Consider the following 16,180-nt stretch of genomic DNA (forward strand, 5'->3'; position numbering starts at 1 on the left):
AAGTAGTTTATACATAATATGGTCTGACTGTCATATCGAAGTTCATTCAGGAAAACAAGGGAGGTGCCGATATGACAAAGAAAAGTTCTGAAACGATCAAGGAAAGCGATCTTTCGCAACTTTTTCTTCCAGAGAATCAGGAAAAGCTCAATCCGTTCCCTGAGATGTTCAGTGTAAAATTGAACTACGATATCATCAAGGACAAACTGGCGGACTGCAAAGTAAGGGATCATTTTGAAAAAGGGTTCGAATCTTTTCGAAAACGCTGCGCCGCCGATCCTTTTACGGACACTTACAGGAAGGACGTCTTAGACTACTACCGCACATTCATGGCTAAGTATGAGCCGAAGATAACAAAGGAGATCGACAGACTGTTCAAAGGGAAATATCCGGAATACATGGTCACGATAGGCATCGGGGCGAATGAACTGTTCACCCGCTTTGCCGCATCCGTTAACAATAACAATAAGGGTCGCCGCCTCGAATGGCTCGTCATAAACTCCCCGAAGGACATGTCGTCTTTTCCCGATGATCTTACAATAGAGAACACCATTTTTCTCGAATTCTCGCGCAGCGGCGTTGCGGAGGAGACGGTCAAGATCCATGAATACCTCCCGAGAAAAGCAAAGAGGATCGTATTCGCTAACGGAGGGCCACTCGGAGAGCTTGCAAAAAGAGATGGCGATATTGTGCTTCCGCTCCCTCCCGAGATCTCCGGAAGATACGGGAGGAACAAGACGCCGATACTCTTGGCACCGATGATCGTAGCGGGAATGGATGTGGAACAGCACTGGAAAAATATCGATCTGGCTATTAGGAAGTTTGATATCTCGGATGGGAATTCTCTGCCTTTCGTTATCGCAAAATACATTTACATTTCTCAAAGGCTGCTGCCCCCCGACAGCTCCGTATATCTGGATCTCAGCAACAAAAAAGAGCCGCATGCGAAAATGCATCCGTATAGGAATCTCATCTACCTCGGTTGCAACGATAATGACATGGGGCTGCTGGGGGATCAGTTCCTGCAGTTTTGGAACGAAGGCGTGAACAGACCCGGGAACGACCTGATGGTGACAAAGCTCTTCGGTCTCCCGAGAGACTCCCACATGAATATCGAAGGCATACTCGGAAATCCATACACAAAAATGGCCGTGTTCCTGCTTAGAACGAACATGCGCGAGCAGAAAATGCACCCCCTCATCTCGGCTACGCCCGATGTTCTCAACCCGGAGCACAAGGGGCTTCACTTCGGGGATGAGGACGTCATCTTCGCTATGGCAAATTACAGAAGGCTTTCCGAACTTATGCCTACCATATTCATCGGCGTCCCGGGCAAGGTCTCGATGAGCCATTCAGCTGTTTTGGGTCAGCTTTTTGCTGACATCACGTTCATTTATTCAAATATGATCAATGTCAGATCGGGTGAAAATCCCGAAGTGCAATCGATAAGAGAGAACTCCAGCCGCTTCCTTTCATCGGGGGCAAAAGAGATCAGAGAAAAAGATCTGCCCATAGAAAATGTTGCCCGGGAATTGACCAAGTAACTGTTTTTTGCATAAGCCTTTATTATCATAACCGATTGACAGAATAGGGAGATTCGATCTTGAAAGTAAGAACGGGCGGCGGAGTCAAGGACATTAGGGCAGTGTGGTTCGACAAAGGGAAAGTCATGATGATCGACCAGAGGGAACTCCCCCATAAGATCGTGACCGTGAGTTTTGATAAATATCAAGATATTGCAGAAGCTATCAGGAATATGACGACCCGGGGCGCACCCTCTATCGGTGCGACCGCCGCCTACGGCATGTGCCTGGCAGCTCTTTCCGGCGTCGATCTTGACAAAGCAGCCAAGGACATCAAAGCTGCGAGACCTACCGCCAACGACCTGTTCTTTGCGGTGGATCACATGCTTGCCGGTCTCAAAGCAGGTTCTGATCCGATAGAAGCCGCGAACGGCTATGCCGACATGATCGTCGATAAATGCACAAAGATCGGGGAGTACGGTTCCGCACTCATTAAGAACGGAATGAAAGTAATGACCCATTGCAACGCGGGAGCCCTTGCCACCGTTGACGTAGGGACTGCATTGGCCCCTATGAGGAAAGCTTGGGCAGATGGAAAAAGATTCTTTGTTTATGCATCAGAAACAAGACCCAGGCTCCAAGGTATGCAGCTTACTGCGTGGGAGCTGGGTCAGGAAGGAATAGATCACGCCATCATTCCCGACGGCGCTTCCGCATACTACATGGAAAAAGGCGTCGACCTTATCATTACGGGTGCGGACCGCATCACCGCAAACGGAGATTTTGCGAACAAGATCGGCACCTTCGATAAAGCTATCGCGGCAAAACACTTCGGTATCCCGTTCTATGTGGCGGCTCCGGTCTCCACATTCGACTTCGATACAAAGACCGGCAAGGACATAGTGATCGAAGAAAGATCTGAAAAAGAGGTCACAGAGATCTATGGGATGAAGATAGCTCCGAAAGGCTCTCCCGCACTTAATCCCGCATTCGATGTCACTCCTGCGAAACTTGTCAGAGGATTCATAACAGAAAAAGGCATATTCGCTCCGAAAGATATCGGAAAGGTGAAACAATGAACGAGCAATCTGCACGCGTAAAACTGGCAGAGATATGCAAACTTCTCTATGACAGGAATCTCACAGTGTCGGCAGGAGGGAACATGAGCCTTCGCCTCAACGAAAAAGAGTTCATTATCACACCTACCGGGAGGAATAAAGGCATGCTCCGACCAGACGAGATGGTTCTGATGAACATCGGAGGGAAAGTTCTTTCCGACGGAAAACCGTCTATTGAAAGAACATTTCATATTGCATTCTACAAAGCAAACCCCGACACGAACTCGGTGATACACTGCCACCCGCTGTACTGCACTTCGCTGGCGGTCAAAGGGGAGAAGATAAGAAGTTCGCTTACTCCCGAAGGTGTGCTTCTTTTAGGAGACGTCCCCCTTGTCGGGTACTTCACACCGGGATCGAAGAAACTCGCCGACGCCGTTGCCGAAAACACTTCATGCAAAGCGATCCTGATGGCGAGGCATGGCGCGATAACCCAAGGCAGGACCATCGAAGAAGCGTTCAACAGAATGGAAGAGTTGGAATTCCAGGCCAAGCTGCAGATGCTGACGGCCGGTGCTGACGAACTCCCGTTGTCAGAGATCAAGAAACTTGAGAAGATGTGATCCCATGGCAGTCCTCGTAACAAAATGGTTCGGTATTTTCCTCATTGACGAGAAGACCGGAAAAATTATCGAAAAAAGGCTTATGCCGAAGGACCCGAACCTTATTGCGGAAAGGTTAGCGTTAGTACAAAGAGGGTCAATTCTTGAAGAGGAAAAAGAGCTTGCCGGAAAGCTGCCGAAGATCTCCGTCTCAAATACCAGACAATCGGGGCTCGGAAGGCCGATGTTCTATGACTCTTCGTTCCTCGATCCAAAGTCGTTCGGTTTCACTGAAGAGATAATGCACAGCGCCATGCTGGGTCTGGGGAAATTGAGAACGTCTGAGCCTGTCCCCAAAGACAGGAATCTCGTCCATGCCATAAGGGGATTGGACGATCTGATCGAAAGCACCAACCTCTTGAACGAAAGGCTTCACGAATGGTACGGGATGCATTTTCCAGAGCTTGCGGATGTTGCAAAAGATGAAAGATATGCCGCTCTCATTTCAGAACTGGGCGACAGGGATAGCATAATCAAAGAATTGGGTCTGGATATCAGCTCCATCGGGTCCGACTTTGCCGACCGTGACCTGAAAGAGACAATGGACCTTGCCGAGACAGTGATAAGACTGTACGAAGAGAAAGAGAGGATGGAACAGTACATAACCGAAATTGCAACCGGAGCAGCGCCTAATATGTGCGCGATCATTGATGCTCCGCTGTCGGCCAGACTCATTTCATTAGCTGGGGGATTGGATAGACTTTCTACCCTTCCATCTTCAACAGTACAGCTTCTGGGTGCCGAAAAAGCAATGTTCAGACATTTGAGATCGGGCAAGCGCCCCCCGAAACACGGAGTGATATATCAGCATCCCGACATCCACAGATCACCTTACTGGCAGAGGGGGAAGATAGCCAGAGCGCTTGCCGGGAAGGTCCTCATCGCCGCGAAGATAGATGCCAACAGAGGGGAGTTCATAGGGGACAAACTGAAAGAAGAGTTTGCGGCACGCGTCAAGGATATTCAGGAGCGTTACCCTGAAGCGCCGAAAAAACAACAGAGCCAGAACAGGCCGAATAAGAAACGTGGTAATCGGCCCAGGCGCTGAACCGCTGACAGAATATATTTAATATCGGGGACAGATAAGGAATTCAGATAATATGCTGTCCCAATACAATAAATCGCAGTTCACCCAGTGTTTCAAAGGGGAGTTGGACTTCAGGCCAGCAGAATAAGGAAGGTTAAAAACATGTGGGAAATGAAAGAGATCAGGGAATTGAAGGTCGGAAGATATGTCAACATTGATGAGTCCCCCTGCAAGATCGTATCGATCAGCACATCAAAGCCCGGAAAACACGGATCGGCAAAGGCCAGCATCGATGCGGTAGACATTTTCACAGGATCCAAGAAATCGATCAACGCACCGGTGAGCACAAAGGTACAGGTCCCCCAGATCGACAGACGGAAAGGACAGGTATTGTCGATACGCGACAACGAAGTCCAGATAATGGATCTTGAAACATTCGAGACCTTCTCAATGGCGATCAACGAAGATCATGAGAGCCCCCTCGTAGAGGGTGGAGAGACCATGTACATCGTTGCCATGGGAAAAAGCAAACTCCTGTAAGGTGGATCCTTTGTCGTATGGGCTGTCTTATGCGGGTGCCGAATCTGATTATGACTCGGCAGACGCATTCCTTTTGGGCATCCCCTATGACAGGACATCGAGTTTTAAGTCAGGCGCCGCCGAAGCACCTGCCCACATAAGAAGAGCATCTTACAATTTCGAGGAGCTCCACTTCGAACACGGCCTCGACCTTCCTCGGCTGAATATTTTCGACCAAGGCGACTGCGAGCACGTGTTCCTTCCCGAAGATATGATGGAAGAAGTTAAGTTCTTCATTTCCCCCGCAATAAGGGATAAAAAATTCACTGTCGCAGTGGGTGGAGAACATTCGATCAACATGCCCATAATACAGTGTTTCAAAAAGAATGACATCGCATTGATAACAATAGATGCGCACCTCGATTCCAGGGACGAATACCTCGGGACCCCTTACAGCCACGCATGTGTGACAAGGCGCGCCGCAGAACACCTGGGGATCGATAACGTCTTTGCGCTCGGCGTAAGATCGATATCGAAAGAAGAGCTGGAAAGGGATGATGTCATTCCCTACACAACATCTTTCGAGATCAAAGAAAAAGGGATAGAACGGGCAGTGAAAAAAGCGTTGGATAGTGTGAAAAGCGAGCATGTTTATCTTTCACTGGATATAGACGGTATCGACCCTGCTTATGCGCCCGGTACGGGCACCCCCGAGCCGTTCGGCCTTGACCCACTGGATGTTAAGAGAACGATCAATCTCATAGGCGGTAGGTTAGTGGGTTTTGATGTTACCGAAGTGTGCCCCCCTGCGGATCCGTCGGGAATAACATCCGCTCTTGCGGCGAGGTTCATAAACGAAGTGCTGGCAGTGCATTCTAAATATCTTACTTGAACCACATATTCAGATACTCTTTGACCATTGTTTCATATTTCTCTGCCCTCTGGTTTGCAACGACCTCGTCCTTTGATTCAGAGAATATTCTGAACGCCGGCTCTGTACCGGAGGGTCTGGCTAAGACCCATCCGTCGTCGTACGTCGCCTTCATTCCATCGACCTTATCTATCATCGCACCGGCGCTTTCGTTCTCGATATACTCAAGCACATGCTTTTTCATATCGTTGGGGCAGTCTATCTTCTTCTTCACAGTATAGTAGATCGGAAGTTTAGATACTTGGTTCTTCAGCGGGCCAGCCTTGGCGACGCATTCGAGCATCTTGGCTATTGCCATCCCGCCGTCCCTGCAGAACTGTTGCTCCGGGAAGATCAGACCGCCATTCTCCTCCCCCCCGAATATCGCTCCTGTCTCCATCATCTTCCTGGCAACTATGGGGGACCCGACCGCGGTGAATATGATCGTTCCGCCTGCAGCCTCGACCACCTCCGCGACTAGCGACGATGTACTTACCGGCGTTACGATCAGTCCCTTTTGTTTGGAAAGAGTATACTTTGACAACAGTGCCAGACTCTTGTCCCCTCCGACGAACTTGCCGTCGCTGGTAATGAATACACACCTGTCTGCGTCTCCGTCGTGCGCTATTCCGAGGTCCGACCTTGTTGCCCTTGTCAAAGAAAGTACATCCTTGATGTTGTCTTCGGTAGGCTCTATCGGGCGGCCGGGGGACTCTCCCTGCGGGTTGCAGTTGAGCGTTATCGCCTTTACGTTAAGCTTTTTGAGCAGCAGGGGAGAGGTCTCGTATGCCGCACCGTTTGCACAGTCGAGGCATACTCTCAGCTCTGCTTTTCTTATGGCATCGGCATCTACCTTAGAAACTATCGCATCGACATATTCCTCTCCGGCACCCCATACTCTCTCCATTTCGCCCGTATAATTCCACGCTGCCCCGGGGATCTCTTTTGAGAATTGCTCTTCGATCGCTTCTTCTTCCTTTCTGGTTGCTTCAGTTCCGTCGTATGAAATGCATTTGATGCCGTTGAACATGGGGGGATTGTGGGAGGCGGTGATCATTACTCCTCCCTTTATGTCGCTGCGCGTTCTCACATAATACTGAAGTGCCGGCGTAGGCAGCACTCCGAGATCGAGCACGTTTCTTCCCACGGCCATTATGCCTGCAGATATGGCCATCTTCAGCATATCGGCCGATGTCCTTGTATCCGAGGCCACAGCCACCATTCCATTCATCACGGTCCCGATGGCCTTCCCCAACTGCAGTACCATTTCCGAGGTCATATCCTCGTTGATGATCCCTCTCACTCCGTTTGTACCGAAAAGCCTCTCAGCCAACTCATATCCTCCTCGCAGAAAGTATGATCGCTATCGTGTCCGCACACGCCTTGCATGTGTCGGCGGCCATTTCCATAGCAAATATGAGCTCTCTTGCCAACATGACCGCGCGTGGATCCATAGGAGAAAGGTGCACCTGTTTCGTGCAGGAAAAATACAGCCCGTCGATTATCTTCTCTTGGTCGTAGACCGCATCAATGTTCCCAAGTGTCTCTGTCGGCGATGTTTCCATGTTCTCGGTCGTTTTCACGAGGTGTTTTACGGCTGTGATGAGCTCGGATGCCATTTTGCCCATTTCTATCCAAATGTAGTCAGGAACAAGTGCTTTGGTCTCGACCAGAAGCTGAATGTGTATAGCGCCCTCCTTGGCCCAGTTTGCTATGGAATCCATTTTTCTGATGAAGTATATCAGATCCTCTCTCTCCTGGACGCTCAATTCTCCGCCGGAAGCGTCCTCGCATAGCTTATCCTCTATTTTATCGGCCTCCGCTTCCTGCATGATTAGCCTTTCGATGCATTTCATTGCGTTCACCTGATCCCCTTTCGCCATTGCTTTCATCGCAAGGTCGAGTTCTGTCACGGTATCCTGAACCATAAGACCATGGCTCCTTGAGCCCATCATCACCGTCTCTCCTTTCCTCTTGGAAAGCCACAACATTATCCCTTTCTTTTCATTCAAGTTCGATCGCCTCTTCCAATCCCTCTTTCGGTCTTTCGAAGACCTTTGTGGCCCTCTTGTTGAAAACAAGATAGACCTTGTCACCCACTTCCGGCACCTCGCTGTTGGCCGAAATGTTATAGTCAATATAGTCGCCAGTCTCCGCCTGGGTCCTTATCCTCCAATAAAAGCCCATGAACACCACTCCCATTATTCTCGCTCTGAGACCGTCGTTCGCAGTATATACGTTCTCTGGACGGACAGATATTACCACAGGGGTCCCTTTTTCGAAATCAGACTTAGCCACTCTGATCTTCTGGCCGTCCCTGAGCCTGACCACCGTCCATCCGTTCTTCGTTTTGCCCAGGACGGTACATTCGAGAAGGTTGGTCTCCCCGATGAAATATGCCGTAAAGACCGTCTTTGGATCCCTGTACATATCCAGCGGGGTTCCGACCTCTGCGGTCCTTCCCGCCCTGAGAAGTATGATCCTGTCCGATACGGACATCGCTTCCTCCTGATCGTGCGTTATGTGAAGAACGGTTATCCCGAGCTTTTTGACCAGCCTTCTTATCTCATATCTCAATTCCACACGCACCCTCGCATCAAGCGCAGAGAACGGTTCATCAAGCATGAGCATCTTCGATCCGGATGCCAACGCCCTTGCGATGGAGACCTTTTGCTGTTCACCGCCGGAAAGTTCATTGGGGAACATTCCGGCGCGGTCGAACATCTTGACGAGTTGGAGATATTCTTCTGCTATCAGACATGTTTCGCCCACGCACATATCTTTGACCCTTGGGCTGTAACCGACATTGTCCTCGACGGTCATGTTGGGGAACAGTGCTATGTTCTGGAAAACATATCCTGTATCCCTGTCCTCGATCGGTATTTCTGTAACATCAATACCATCGACAAGGACCCTTCCGCTTGTCGGCGTAAGTATTCCGGATATGACCTTTATAAGGGTGGTCTTACCGCATCCGGACGGCCCCAGAATTGTCAGATATTCTCCTGTCTCTATTGAGAGGCTGATGTTCTTTATCGCATAGAAATCTCCGAACTTCATTGAGACATCGTCAAGTTCTATTTTCATCAGTCCAACCTCAGTTCCGCATCGATGCCTTCCGGCGGTATTTCAAATACAGTTGCCCTTTCCGGCAGCCAGGAGACCATTACTTCGTCCCCTACGCCGTAATCGTCGAACCTTCTGTTCGAGATCTTAGATGAGACCAAACCTATATCATCGGCCATGATCTCCACGGTCACTGTGGCCCCTTCATAGAGTATCCTTTCCACTTTGCCTTTGAAGAATCCCTCCGGCATCTCCGGATCCGGTTTCTCTTCGGTGGGCTTTGGGATCAACGGTATCCTTGTGGACCCGATCTTGATCGCAACTGCGACTTCAGTGCCTGCCGGCACATCGGTCTTGTGCGCTTTTATCATCGTCCCGTTCTGTATCTCTATCTCGGAGAATTCCTCATTGACCGAACGTATCTTTCCAATGAAGATGTTGGACCTTCCCACGAAATTCGCAACGAAGGGGGTCTTTGGGTTCCTGAACACTTCCATTGGTGTGCCGACCTGGATAATCTTTCCGTTCCTTATAATGGCGATGCGATCAGCCATCTCCAATGCCTCATCCTGATCGTGTGTTACATGTATCGCTGTGTGGCCCATCTCTTTGACAAGTGATTTGAGATCTTGCCTTAGTTCAAGTCTGAGCCTTGCGTCAAGTGCCCTCAGGGGCTCATCCAGAAGCAGAATATCCGAGTCGGAGGCGAGCGCCCTTGCAAGCGCCGTCCTTTGCTGCTGGCCTCCGCTCAGTTCGTTCGGGTAGGAATTGGCCTTACTTTCCATATGCACCAGATCCAACATACCCTTTACGAGTTGCTTGGCATCTTCTTCATTCCACCCGTTGATCTGCGGAGAGAACATCACATTCTCATAAACGGTCTTCGGCGGGAACAACGCATATGTCTGGGACAGCATGGTCGCTTTCCTCTCGCTGACCGGTCTGTTAGTTACGTCGACCCCATCAAATAATACTTTTCCACGATCCGGCTTGGTAAGCCCGCATATCATTCTCAGGCATGTGGTCTTCCCCGAACCGGTCGGTCCGAGTATACATAGGTATTCGCCGTCATTGACCTTAAGGGTTAGGCCATCGGCGGCCTTGTGGCCCTTGTATTCTTTGCACAACCCGTCCAGAACGATCTCAGGCACGGCGGCCACCCCTGCTGATTACTATTCTTACACCCATAATAAAAATGAAACATATCGCTATCAGGATTATCGAACAAAATGCCGCTTCCGTATAATGATGTTTTCCAACAAGGTCCATTATGTAAATAGGGACCGTCTTGACCGAGCTGGTTATCGATTGGGTCGCACCCGTCTCGCCGAGACTCCTTGTGAATGCCAGCACTGCTCCGGCGATTATCGAGGATTTGATTATCGGAACTAGGACCCTTGTGAAGGTCTGGAAAGGTTTTGCTCCGAGCGTCAATGCCACTTCTTCGTATGCGGGGTCGATTTCTTCGACGGCACCCACAATATTCCTGACCATGAGCGGGAATGTGAAAGAAATGTGTCCAAGTATGACCATTACTAGGCTCAGAGCGCCTCCGGCATACATACTGCCCCAAAAGAGAGATAGTGAGAAGCCGAGTGCTGCTGTCGGGATTATCAGAGGGACGTTTACTAGTGTATCAAGTATCTTTCCGAATAACGCGTTCCGTTTCCTTGCAATATACAGAGCAATGGGGGTGCCGAAAATGACATCAAAAACAACTGCAACTCCCGCTATAAGGAAGGATATGCCTATCGAATACAGCAGCTTACCATAGTCAATTTGCGCCATAGGCTGCGTTACATATGTGAAAATATAGAATGTCGGAAGAAGGACGATTACCGCAAGGAAGGCGATCGAGAAAGCATCCTTCAGCTTAGGTACCGACCCCCTGCTGAGCGTCCTCCCGAATTTTGGCCATACTCTTTTTGTGGGTATCTTGAATTTCATGACCAGAATTCTTACTACCAACAGCATCATCAGCGCAAGGACGATCATCAGAGCGCTGATAAGGATCAGGGATCCAATCATGGTGTCGTGGGGGATCAGCTCCGATACCTTATTTGGATTTGCAAAGTCCTTCACATATGCAATGAAAGCAGGTCCTGTGAAGAATGTGGGCCCGTCTAGGAATGAACCCTTGAGAGAGTTGTATCCCATCATCTGCACTGCCATGTAGGTACCTCCTGTCTCGGAGAGGGACCTGGCAAAACAGAGGATCGTACCGGTCAGCAGACCGGTGCGGAAAAGCGGCAGGGTTATTGTTCTTACCGCCGTGAATCTTGATGCGGAAAGGGTCATTGCCGCTATCTCATAGTTCGGCTCGATCTGCTCCAAAATTGCGGACAGGGACCTTACCATATACGGGAATGAGAACACTATGTGCAGAAGGATTATCATGATAAATGGGGACATTACAATGCCCAGTCCGGGTATGTCGATGCCGTGCGGGGCCCCCCAGAACATCACTACTGAAATGCCCAAGACCGCAGTCGGGAACACCAGCGGCATATCCATCAGAGTATCGAGATATCTTTTCCCTTTGAACTGTTTCCTTACCATTATCCAGGCCATCGGAATGCCCACGATGATATCGATGATTGTTACTATCCCTGCGATGCTGAATGCATTCAGCAGCGACCCGCTGATGATGGTCGTCATCCTCGAATCGCCGAGTATGTTCTCGACAAGTCCCCACTTTGCAAACAGGTCAAAAACGACGAATATCGCAGGAATAATGATGATTATTACAAGAATCAGAACTGCAAGGGTGAACCATGCCTTTCTTACTTTTTCGTTATTTGATTTGTCGTTTATCCATTTGAACAGAGGCATGGGGGAGTACCTTTACCGATATGCCGAGTGATAACATATTTTCAGAGTATTGATATACTGACCACATTGTTCCCGCGGAGTACGACCATGCCCAGGCGTCTCTGTTCTTCGCCGGCTGTGTTGTTCTCGATGGTCTCTTCCAAGACCATGTTCATATACTCATCGAACCCGACGAATTTGCCTTCCATTATCCTCCCGTCCTTCAGAAGGAGCGAGACACGTTTGTCCAGTGATTTTTCGAGCAAAGTTTGCGGCATTACCATAGTATCGGTCTGACCATGGGATAAATAATTAAAAGCTTTCCTATTGCTTAATCCTATTTTAAAAAAGAACAAGCCGACATAGGTCTGAAATAGCTATAAGCGGTAGGGGGCATGAGTGTTCTCAACGGTTCACGAAGTCTGTTGATTAGACAGCAGAAAGAGGAAAAGAAATAAAACATACGAACGAACGATATGGTATTCCGGTCATGACCTCTCAGGAACGCAATATGGTCTTTTACTACCAGTCAACATTTTATGAGGAAACGAAAAACAACATTGTCGTCAATTACAAACCGATCGAAAGTACAGGCGTGAGCCCGGACATTCCGCCGCGCCCGATCCAGAGAAAGATCCCGACGAGATCCTTTGAACCATTCCAGATCGTGTATGTGGATTTCTGTGCGGTCCTTTCCTTTCTCAAAATGGATCGTTCGTGCATCGATTTTTTCATCAAACATGTTTTGTTTTATGTGTTAACGGTTTGATCGAACTTCCGACGAAATACCAAACCGTCTGTGGATGTGCAGACTTTTTATTTTAGCCACACGTTCATCATAGCGATGAAAGGAACTGCTCCAGATATGGAAAAAATCAAGGAAAGGATAGAGAACAACGAGATATACTGCCTTGAACTAGACGAGGGTGCCGGCCCCGGACCATTGAAGATAACAAGATATTTTTTCAAAGATGGGAGTATAGAGAGTGTGATATTGGCCCCTAATTTCAGGGCCGCATGCCCTTCCTGCAATAATTCATGGACCACAGAGGACCTGATCGAAAGGCTTAAAGAAATGCCCTTGCTGGCATACGAATTCGAGATGCCGGGAAAAACAAGGGTTTGGATGCGTTTCGTTACGCTGCATTCCTGACGGTTCACTCCCGCTTCCGCTCAGATCGGAATGGGCCGTTGTTTCAACACACTTTTATTTGATTAGATATTCCCTTTACCCATGGTAAAGGTCATACTGCACACGACAGAGGGCGACATAGAGATCAAACTGCACGACGACATGCCCATCACAACGGGCAACTTCACAAAGTTGGCCAAAGAGGGATTCTACGACGGGACAATATTTCACAGAGTGATCCGCAACTTCATGATCCAGGGCGGAGACCCCCAAGGTACGGGGATGGGCGGGCCCGGATACACGATCAAGGACGAATTCGGAAAAGGTCATTCCAACATCAGGGGTACGATCTCCATGGCTAATACGGGGAGACCGAACACTGGAGGCAGCCAGTTCTTCATCAACTTGGTCAATAACTGCTATCTTGACAAAGAGGATCCTTCCACGCCATATGCGCACCCTGTCTTCGGACAGGTAGTAAAGGGAATGGATGTTGTGGATCTCATCGGCAACTCGCCCACCGGCCCTAACGACCGCCCGAAGAAAGAAGTGAAGATAACAAAGGCCGAAGTGATCGAATAATGGCCGACAGACACGTGATAGAATGCTTGGGTATGTCCAAAGTGATCATAGAGGATGAAAAGGTCACTGTTGTAAGCGGACCAAAGGTCAAGTTCTGTCCGTTGTTCAAAAAATACCGAAACATCGATGAGATAACCGAAGAGGTCGTGAAGTCGAACATCGAGTTCAGGATCGAGTCGTTCGGTATGTGCTCCGAGAGAAGGGAGATAAGAATGATGGATTTCCTTTCATTCGGGATATCTGAGGTTTTGAGCTCGTCCTTGAAACACAGTAAGATCGATGCGGCAGTGATAGCATCGGATGGCTGCGGAACTGTCGTATTGACCGATCCGGAGATCGTCCAAGGCCTCGGCGGAAGGATCTCCGGAGTATGCGAGACGACCCCCATCGAAAGCGTAATTGACGGCGTAGGAAGAGAGAATGTCCTAGACCCAGACACAGCGAAGATGGATATGATCGCCGGCGTGAGGAAGGCAAAGAAGACGGGTTTCGGAACGGTCGCGGTGACCGTTGTTTCAATGGCGGATGCTTCCGAGTTGAGAAGGGAATTCGGGGATTCGGTGGTCATCATGGCGGTTCATACTTCATGCATGAACAAAAAGGATGCACGCACAGCCTTCAAAGTTTGCGACATTATAACGGCATGTGCGTCTGAGACACTCAGGGCGGAAGCGAAGACTAAAGACATTATCATCGCCGGCAACAAAGTTCCAATCTATGGCGTAAGCGAGAAGGGAAAAGAACTGGTCCTGATGAGGTTAAAAGAAACGGGCAAAGAGCCCTGGGACGGAAAAGAGCCAGAGGTCCCGCCGTATCCGCTTATCTGATCAATCCGCCGGCTCTAAGATAAGATGTGTGCTTGAGCGAAGGAAGATCAGAGGTATCTGTTGCTTCCTTGCGGCGACCCTAAGCTTCTTGTCGTTGGTCAGGATGTATCCATTTGTCGCGATAGCTACGTCGATGACCGCATCGTCGCCTGATCGCGTTGTTTGAACAATATCGTACTTCCTCGCAAGTTGGAGTGCGGCTTTTGCGTATTTGTGGTCCAAGTGTTTAAGCTCGCCTATCAAAGGGCCGGGTACGACGCATCTGAAATCTCCTAGAAGGCCTTTCAGTTCCAGATCCAGATTCATTTTTATCTCGAACGGCATCAGAAGCGCGTTCGTGTCAAGGACAACGGTCTGCATGAACTCACTGCTCTATTATCCCGTACCCGATGAGCCTCCACTTGTTGGAGATCCTTCTGGATATCGCTACCCTCTGTGCGGGAAGGATGCACACGGGTATCTTGAGTACGACTTCCGCCGAGCCCGTCCTTGCGCTCTTGACCACGCCCACCGTTGTTGCCGTCCCTACGCTGAGCATGAGGGGCTCGTTGCTCTTGATCTCTTCGACCATAAGGTCGGATGATGAGCCTACGACACGATCTAAAAGCGTGGTCTTCATTTTGAAATCATGGACCACGGGAGGCAACCGCCCCGGTATTCCGACCACCCTTCCGGTAAGCCCGTCTGATTTGGTTATTGATGGATCGAGTGCCGTTCCTATTGCTATGAGCCCGCCTGGAACCACCTCTTTGACGCTCTTCCCCCCTGCCTGCAGCGACGTGACCTTTGCCGTGATCTTCTCGTAGGATGTCTTCCCTGCGATCTCCACCTTTCTTCCGGGGGCTATCTCGATCTCGTCATCTATCCTCAGCTTGCCCTGTATGAGCGTTCCTCCTATGACCCCTCCTTTGAGATCCTTGGGGATCGTTCCCGGCATATTGATGTCAAAGGACCTTGCAACGTGCATCAGCGGCGAAGCGTTCATGTTTCTGACGACCTTTGACATTATGTGTTCTTCTATGCTCTCGATGAGCATGTCAATGTTCACGCCCCTGTTCGCAGATACTGGTATGATGGGCGCATTCTCTGCTATCGTCCCTTTGACGAATTCTTTTATTTGTTTGTAGTTCTCGATAGCCTGTTCCCTTGTGACAATGTCGATCTTGTTCTGAACTATGATTATGTTCTCTATGCCGATTATCGAAAGGGCCATAAGGTGCTCTTTCGTCTGCGGTTGAGGACATTTCTCGTTCGCCGCGACGAGAAGCAACGCACCGTCCATTAAAGCGGCGCCCGACAGCATCGTTGCCATAAGGGTCTCGTGCCCCGGCGCATCGACGAACGATACCGCTCTGTGGAACTCTGCCTTCTCCCCGCAATTGGAACATTTAGGGGATGTCCCGTAAGCGATCGCACCTTTGCATTTAGGACATTTGTAAAACGCGACATCCGCATATCCCAGCCTGATAGATATACCTCTTTTGACCTCTTCCGAGTGACGATCCGTCCACTCTCCGGACAGCGCTTTGGTAAGCGTCGTCTTCCCATGGTCAACGTGGCCTATCATCCCGATGTTGATCTCGGGTTGCTTGGGAACTTTCATCAGTGCTTCTCCGCTTTAGCCCCTTCTGCTGGTGCGGGAGGCAAAAGCTCTTCTATGGCCTTAGGTCCGTATTCGGCGATCGCCATGTTTATCTGAACGATCTCGCTTGATATTGTGGATCCGCGGACTCCGACCCTCTTCCTCTCGCCCGGATATCTCTCTTTGAAACCGAGTCCGTCTGAGAGAAGGAGTTTCTTTCTCTTTGGTCCGGGGAGGTCTGACCTCATCGGGGTACCGTTTTTGTCGCTTCCGCCTGTTATCTTCAGCTTGTATCCGGGGAGACCTACGAAAATCCCATCTACGATCTCTCCGATGTTTTTACCATTCAGAGAGTTCGCGTGGTGGCCTGAGACCTTCACATTGTATGATTTTCCGGTCTTCACATCGTTTACGATGGTTTTGAATTCTACCATTTGAACACCTGTAGCCCGACCTATTATAGTATCACTTATAAATGTTT

The 16,180-nt window shown here is 49.5% G+C and carries 19 protein-coding genes; 9 read left to right on the forward strand and 10 right to left on the reverse strand.

The window, feature by feature from the left end:
• The first annotated feature begins 71 nt into the window (after positions 1–71).
• The 6 genes from Mpt1_RS05550 (at position 72) to speB (ending at position 5,681) form a co-directional block, all read left to right on the forward strand.
• Positions 72–1,544, forward strand: a complete 1,473-nt coding sequence (locus tag Mpt1_RS05550) for a phosphoheptose isomerase family protein (RefSeq protein WP_048112944.1) — start codon at positions 72–74, stop codon at positions 1,542–1,544.
• 59 nt (positions 1,545–1,603) lie between these two features.
• Positions 1,604–2,602: an S-methyl-5-thioribose-1-phosphate isomerase gene (gene mtnA, locus Mpt1_RS05555; protein ID WP_048112946.1), complete on the forward strand. Its 999-nt coding sequence runs from the start codon at positions 1,604–1,606 to the stop codon at positions 2,600–2,602.
• Positions 2,599–3,204, forward strand: a complete 606-nt coding sequence (locus tag Mpt1_RS05560) for a class II aldolase/adducin family protein (RefSeq protein ID WP_048112948.1) — start codon at positions 2,599–2,601, stop codon at positions 3,202–3,204. Before mtnA ends, Mpt1_RS05560 begins: the two co-directional genes overlap by 4 nt.
• Before the next feature lie 4 nt (positions 3,205–3,208).
• A complete protein-coding gene (locus tag Mpt1_RS05565) occupies positions 3,209–4,291 on the forward strand; it encodes a ribosomal biogenesis protein (RefSeq protein ID WP_048112950.1) in 1,083 nt (360 codons plus the stop codon).
• Between the two features lie 141 nt (positions 4,292–4,432).
• Entirely contained in the window at positions 4,433–4,810 is a 378-nt protein-coding gene (locus Mpt1_RS05570) for a translation initiation factor IF-5A (RefSeq protein ID WP_048113916.1), read from the forward strand.
• Complete coding sequence (gene speB / locus Mpt1_RS05575; protein WP_238603102.1) at positions 4,782–5,681, forward strand: agmatinase; 900 nt, start codon at positions 4,782–4,784, stop codon at positions 5,679–5,681. Before Mpt1_RS05570 ends, speB begins: the two co-directional genes overlap by 29 nt.
• Here speB and glmM read toward each other — a convergent pair.
• From glmM to Mpt1_RS07730, 7 genes are all read right to left on the reverse strand, one after another.
• The gene (glmM, locus tag Mpt1_RS05580) at positions 5,674–7,032 is read right to left on the reverse strand and encodes a phosphoglucosamine mutase (RefSeq protein WP_082007266.1); all 1,359 of its coding nucleotides are present in this window, start codon (positions 7,030–7,032) and stop codon (positions 5,674–5,676) included. The two genes, speB and glmM, sit on opposite strands and share 8 nt — an antisense overlap.
• Before the next feature lies 1 nt (position 7,033).
• Positions 7,034–7,711, reverse strand: a complete 678-nt coding sequence (locus Mpt1_RS05585; RefSeq protein WP_238603103.1) for a DUF47 domain-containing protein — start codon at positions 7,709–7,711, stop codon at positions 7,034–7,036.
• Positions 7,704–8,786 carry an ABC transporter ATP-binding protein gene (locus Mpt1_RS05590; protein WP_048112952.1) on the reverse strand — a complete coding sequence of 361 codons (1,083 nt, stop codon included), beginning with the start codon at positions 8,784–8,786 and terminating at the stop codon, positions 7,704–7,706. Before Mpt1_RS05590 ends, Mpt1_RS05585 begins: the two co-directional genes overlap by 8 nt.
• Positions 8,786–9,916, reverse strand: coding sequence for an ABC transporter ATP-binding protein (locus Mpt1_RS05595; protein WP_048113924.1), 1,131 nt, complete (start codon positions 9,914–9,916; stop codon positions 8,786–8,788). The genes Mpt1_RS05590 and Mpt1_RS05595 overlap by 1 nt, the downstream gene beginning before the upstream one ends.
• Positions 9,909–11,597 carry an ABC transporter permease gene (locus tag Mpt1_RS05600; protein ID WP_048112954.1) on the reverse strand — a complete coding sequence of 563 codons (1,689 nt, stop codon included), beginning with the start codon at positions 11,595–11,597 and terminating at the stop codon, positions 9,909–9,911. Before Mpt1_RS05600 ends, Mpt1_RS05595 begins: the two co-directional genes overlap by 8 nt.
• Positions 11,598–11,638: 41 nt before the next feature.
• Positions 11,639–11,860: an LSM domain-containing protein gene (locus Mpt1_RS05605; RefSeq protein ID WP_048112956.1), complete on the reverse strand. Its 222-nt coding sequence runs from the start codon at positions 11,858–11,860 to the stop codon at positions 11,639–11,641.
• Positions 11,861–12,146: 286 nt separating this feature from the next.
• Positions 12,147–12,311: a hypothetical protein gene (locus Mpt1_RS07730; protein WP_158386785.1), complete on the reverse strand. Its 165-nt coding sequence runs from the start codon at positions 12,309–12,311 to the stop codon at positions 12,147–12,149.
• A 109-nt stretch (positions 12,312–12,420) separates the two neighbouring features.
• On the opposite strand from Mpt1_RS07730, the gene Mpt1_RS05615 reads away from it, so the two are divergent.
• From Mpt1_RS05615 to Mpt1_RS05625, 3 genes are all read left to right on the forward strand, one after another.
• On the forward strand, positions 12,421–12,729 hold the full coding sequence (locus Mpt1_RS05615; RefSeq protein WP_048112961.1) for a hypothetical protein: 309 nt from the start codon (positions 12,421–12,423) through the stop codon (positions 12,727–12,729).
• An 81-nt stretch (positions 12,730–12,810) separates the two neighbouring features.
• Positions 12,811–13,290, forward strand: a complete 480-nt coding sequence (locus Mpt1_RS05620; protein WP_048112963.1) for a peptidylprolyl isomerase — start codon at positions 12,811–12,813, stop codon at positions 13,288–13,290.
• Positions 13,290–14,117 carry a methanogenesis marker 8 protein gene (locus Mpt1_RS05625; protein WP_048112965.1) on the forward strand — a complete coding sequence of 276 codons (828 nt, stop codon included), beginning with the start codon at positions 13,290–13,292 and terminating at the stop codon, positions 14,115–14,117. The genes Mpt1_RS05620 and Mpt1_RS05625 overlap by 1 nt, the downstream gene beginning before the upstream one ends.
• On the opposite strand, the gene Mpt1_RS05630 is transcribed toward Mpt1_RS05625, so the two are convergent.
• From Mpt1_RS05630 to Mpt1_RS05640, 3 genes are read right to left on the reverse strand one after another with little or no spacing between them, the layout of a single operon-like run.
• Positions 14,118–14,477, reverse strand: a complete 360-nt coding sequence (locus Mpt1_RS05630) for a type II toxin-antitoxin system VapC family toxin (protein ID WP_048112967.1) — start codon at positions 14,475–14,477, stop codon at positions 14,118–14,120.
• 4 nt (positions 14,478–14,481) lie between these two features.
• Positions 14,482–15,720, reverse strand: a complete 1,239-nt coding sequence (locus tag Mpt1_RS05635) for a translation initiation factor IF-2 subunit gamma (RefSeq protein ID WP_048112974.1) — start codon at positions 15,718–15,720, stop codon at positions 14,482–14,484.
• Positions 15,720–16,133 (reverse strand): 30S ribosomal protein S6e, encoded by a 414-nt coding sequence (locus Mpt1_RS05640; RefSeq protein WP_048112977.1) that lies wholly within the window; start codon positions 16,131–16,133, stop codon positions 15,720–15,722. The genes Mpt1_RS05635 and Mpt1_RS05640 overlap by 1 nt, the downstream gene beginning before the upstream one ends.
• Positions 16,134–16,180: the final 47 nt, after the last annotated feature.

Origin of the sequence: Candidatus Methanoplasma termitum (assembly GCF_000800805.1) — an archaeon.
In the GTDB taxonomy this organism is placed as follows: domain Archaea; phylum Thermoplasmatota; class Thermoplasmata; order Methanomassiliicoccales; family Methanomethylophilaceae; genus Methanoplasma; species Methanoplasma termitum.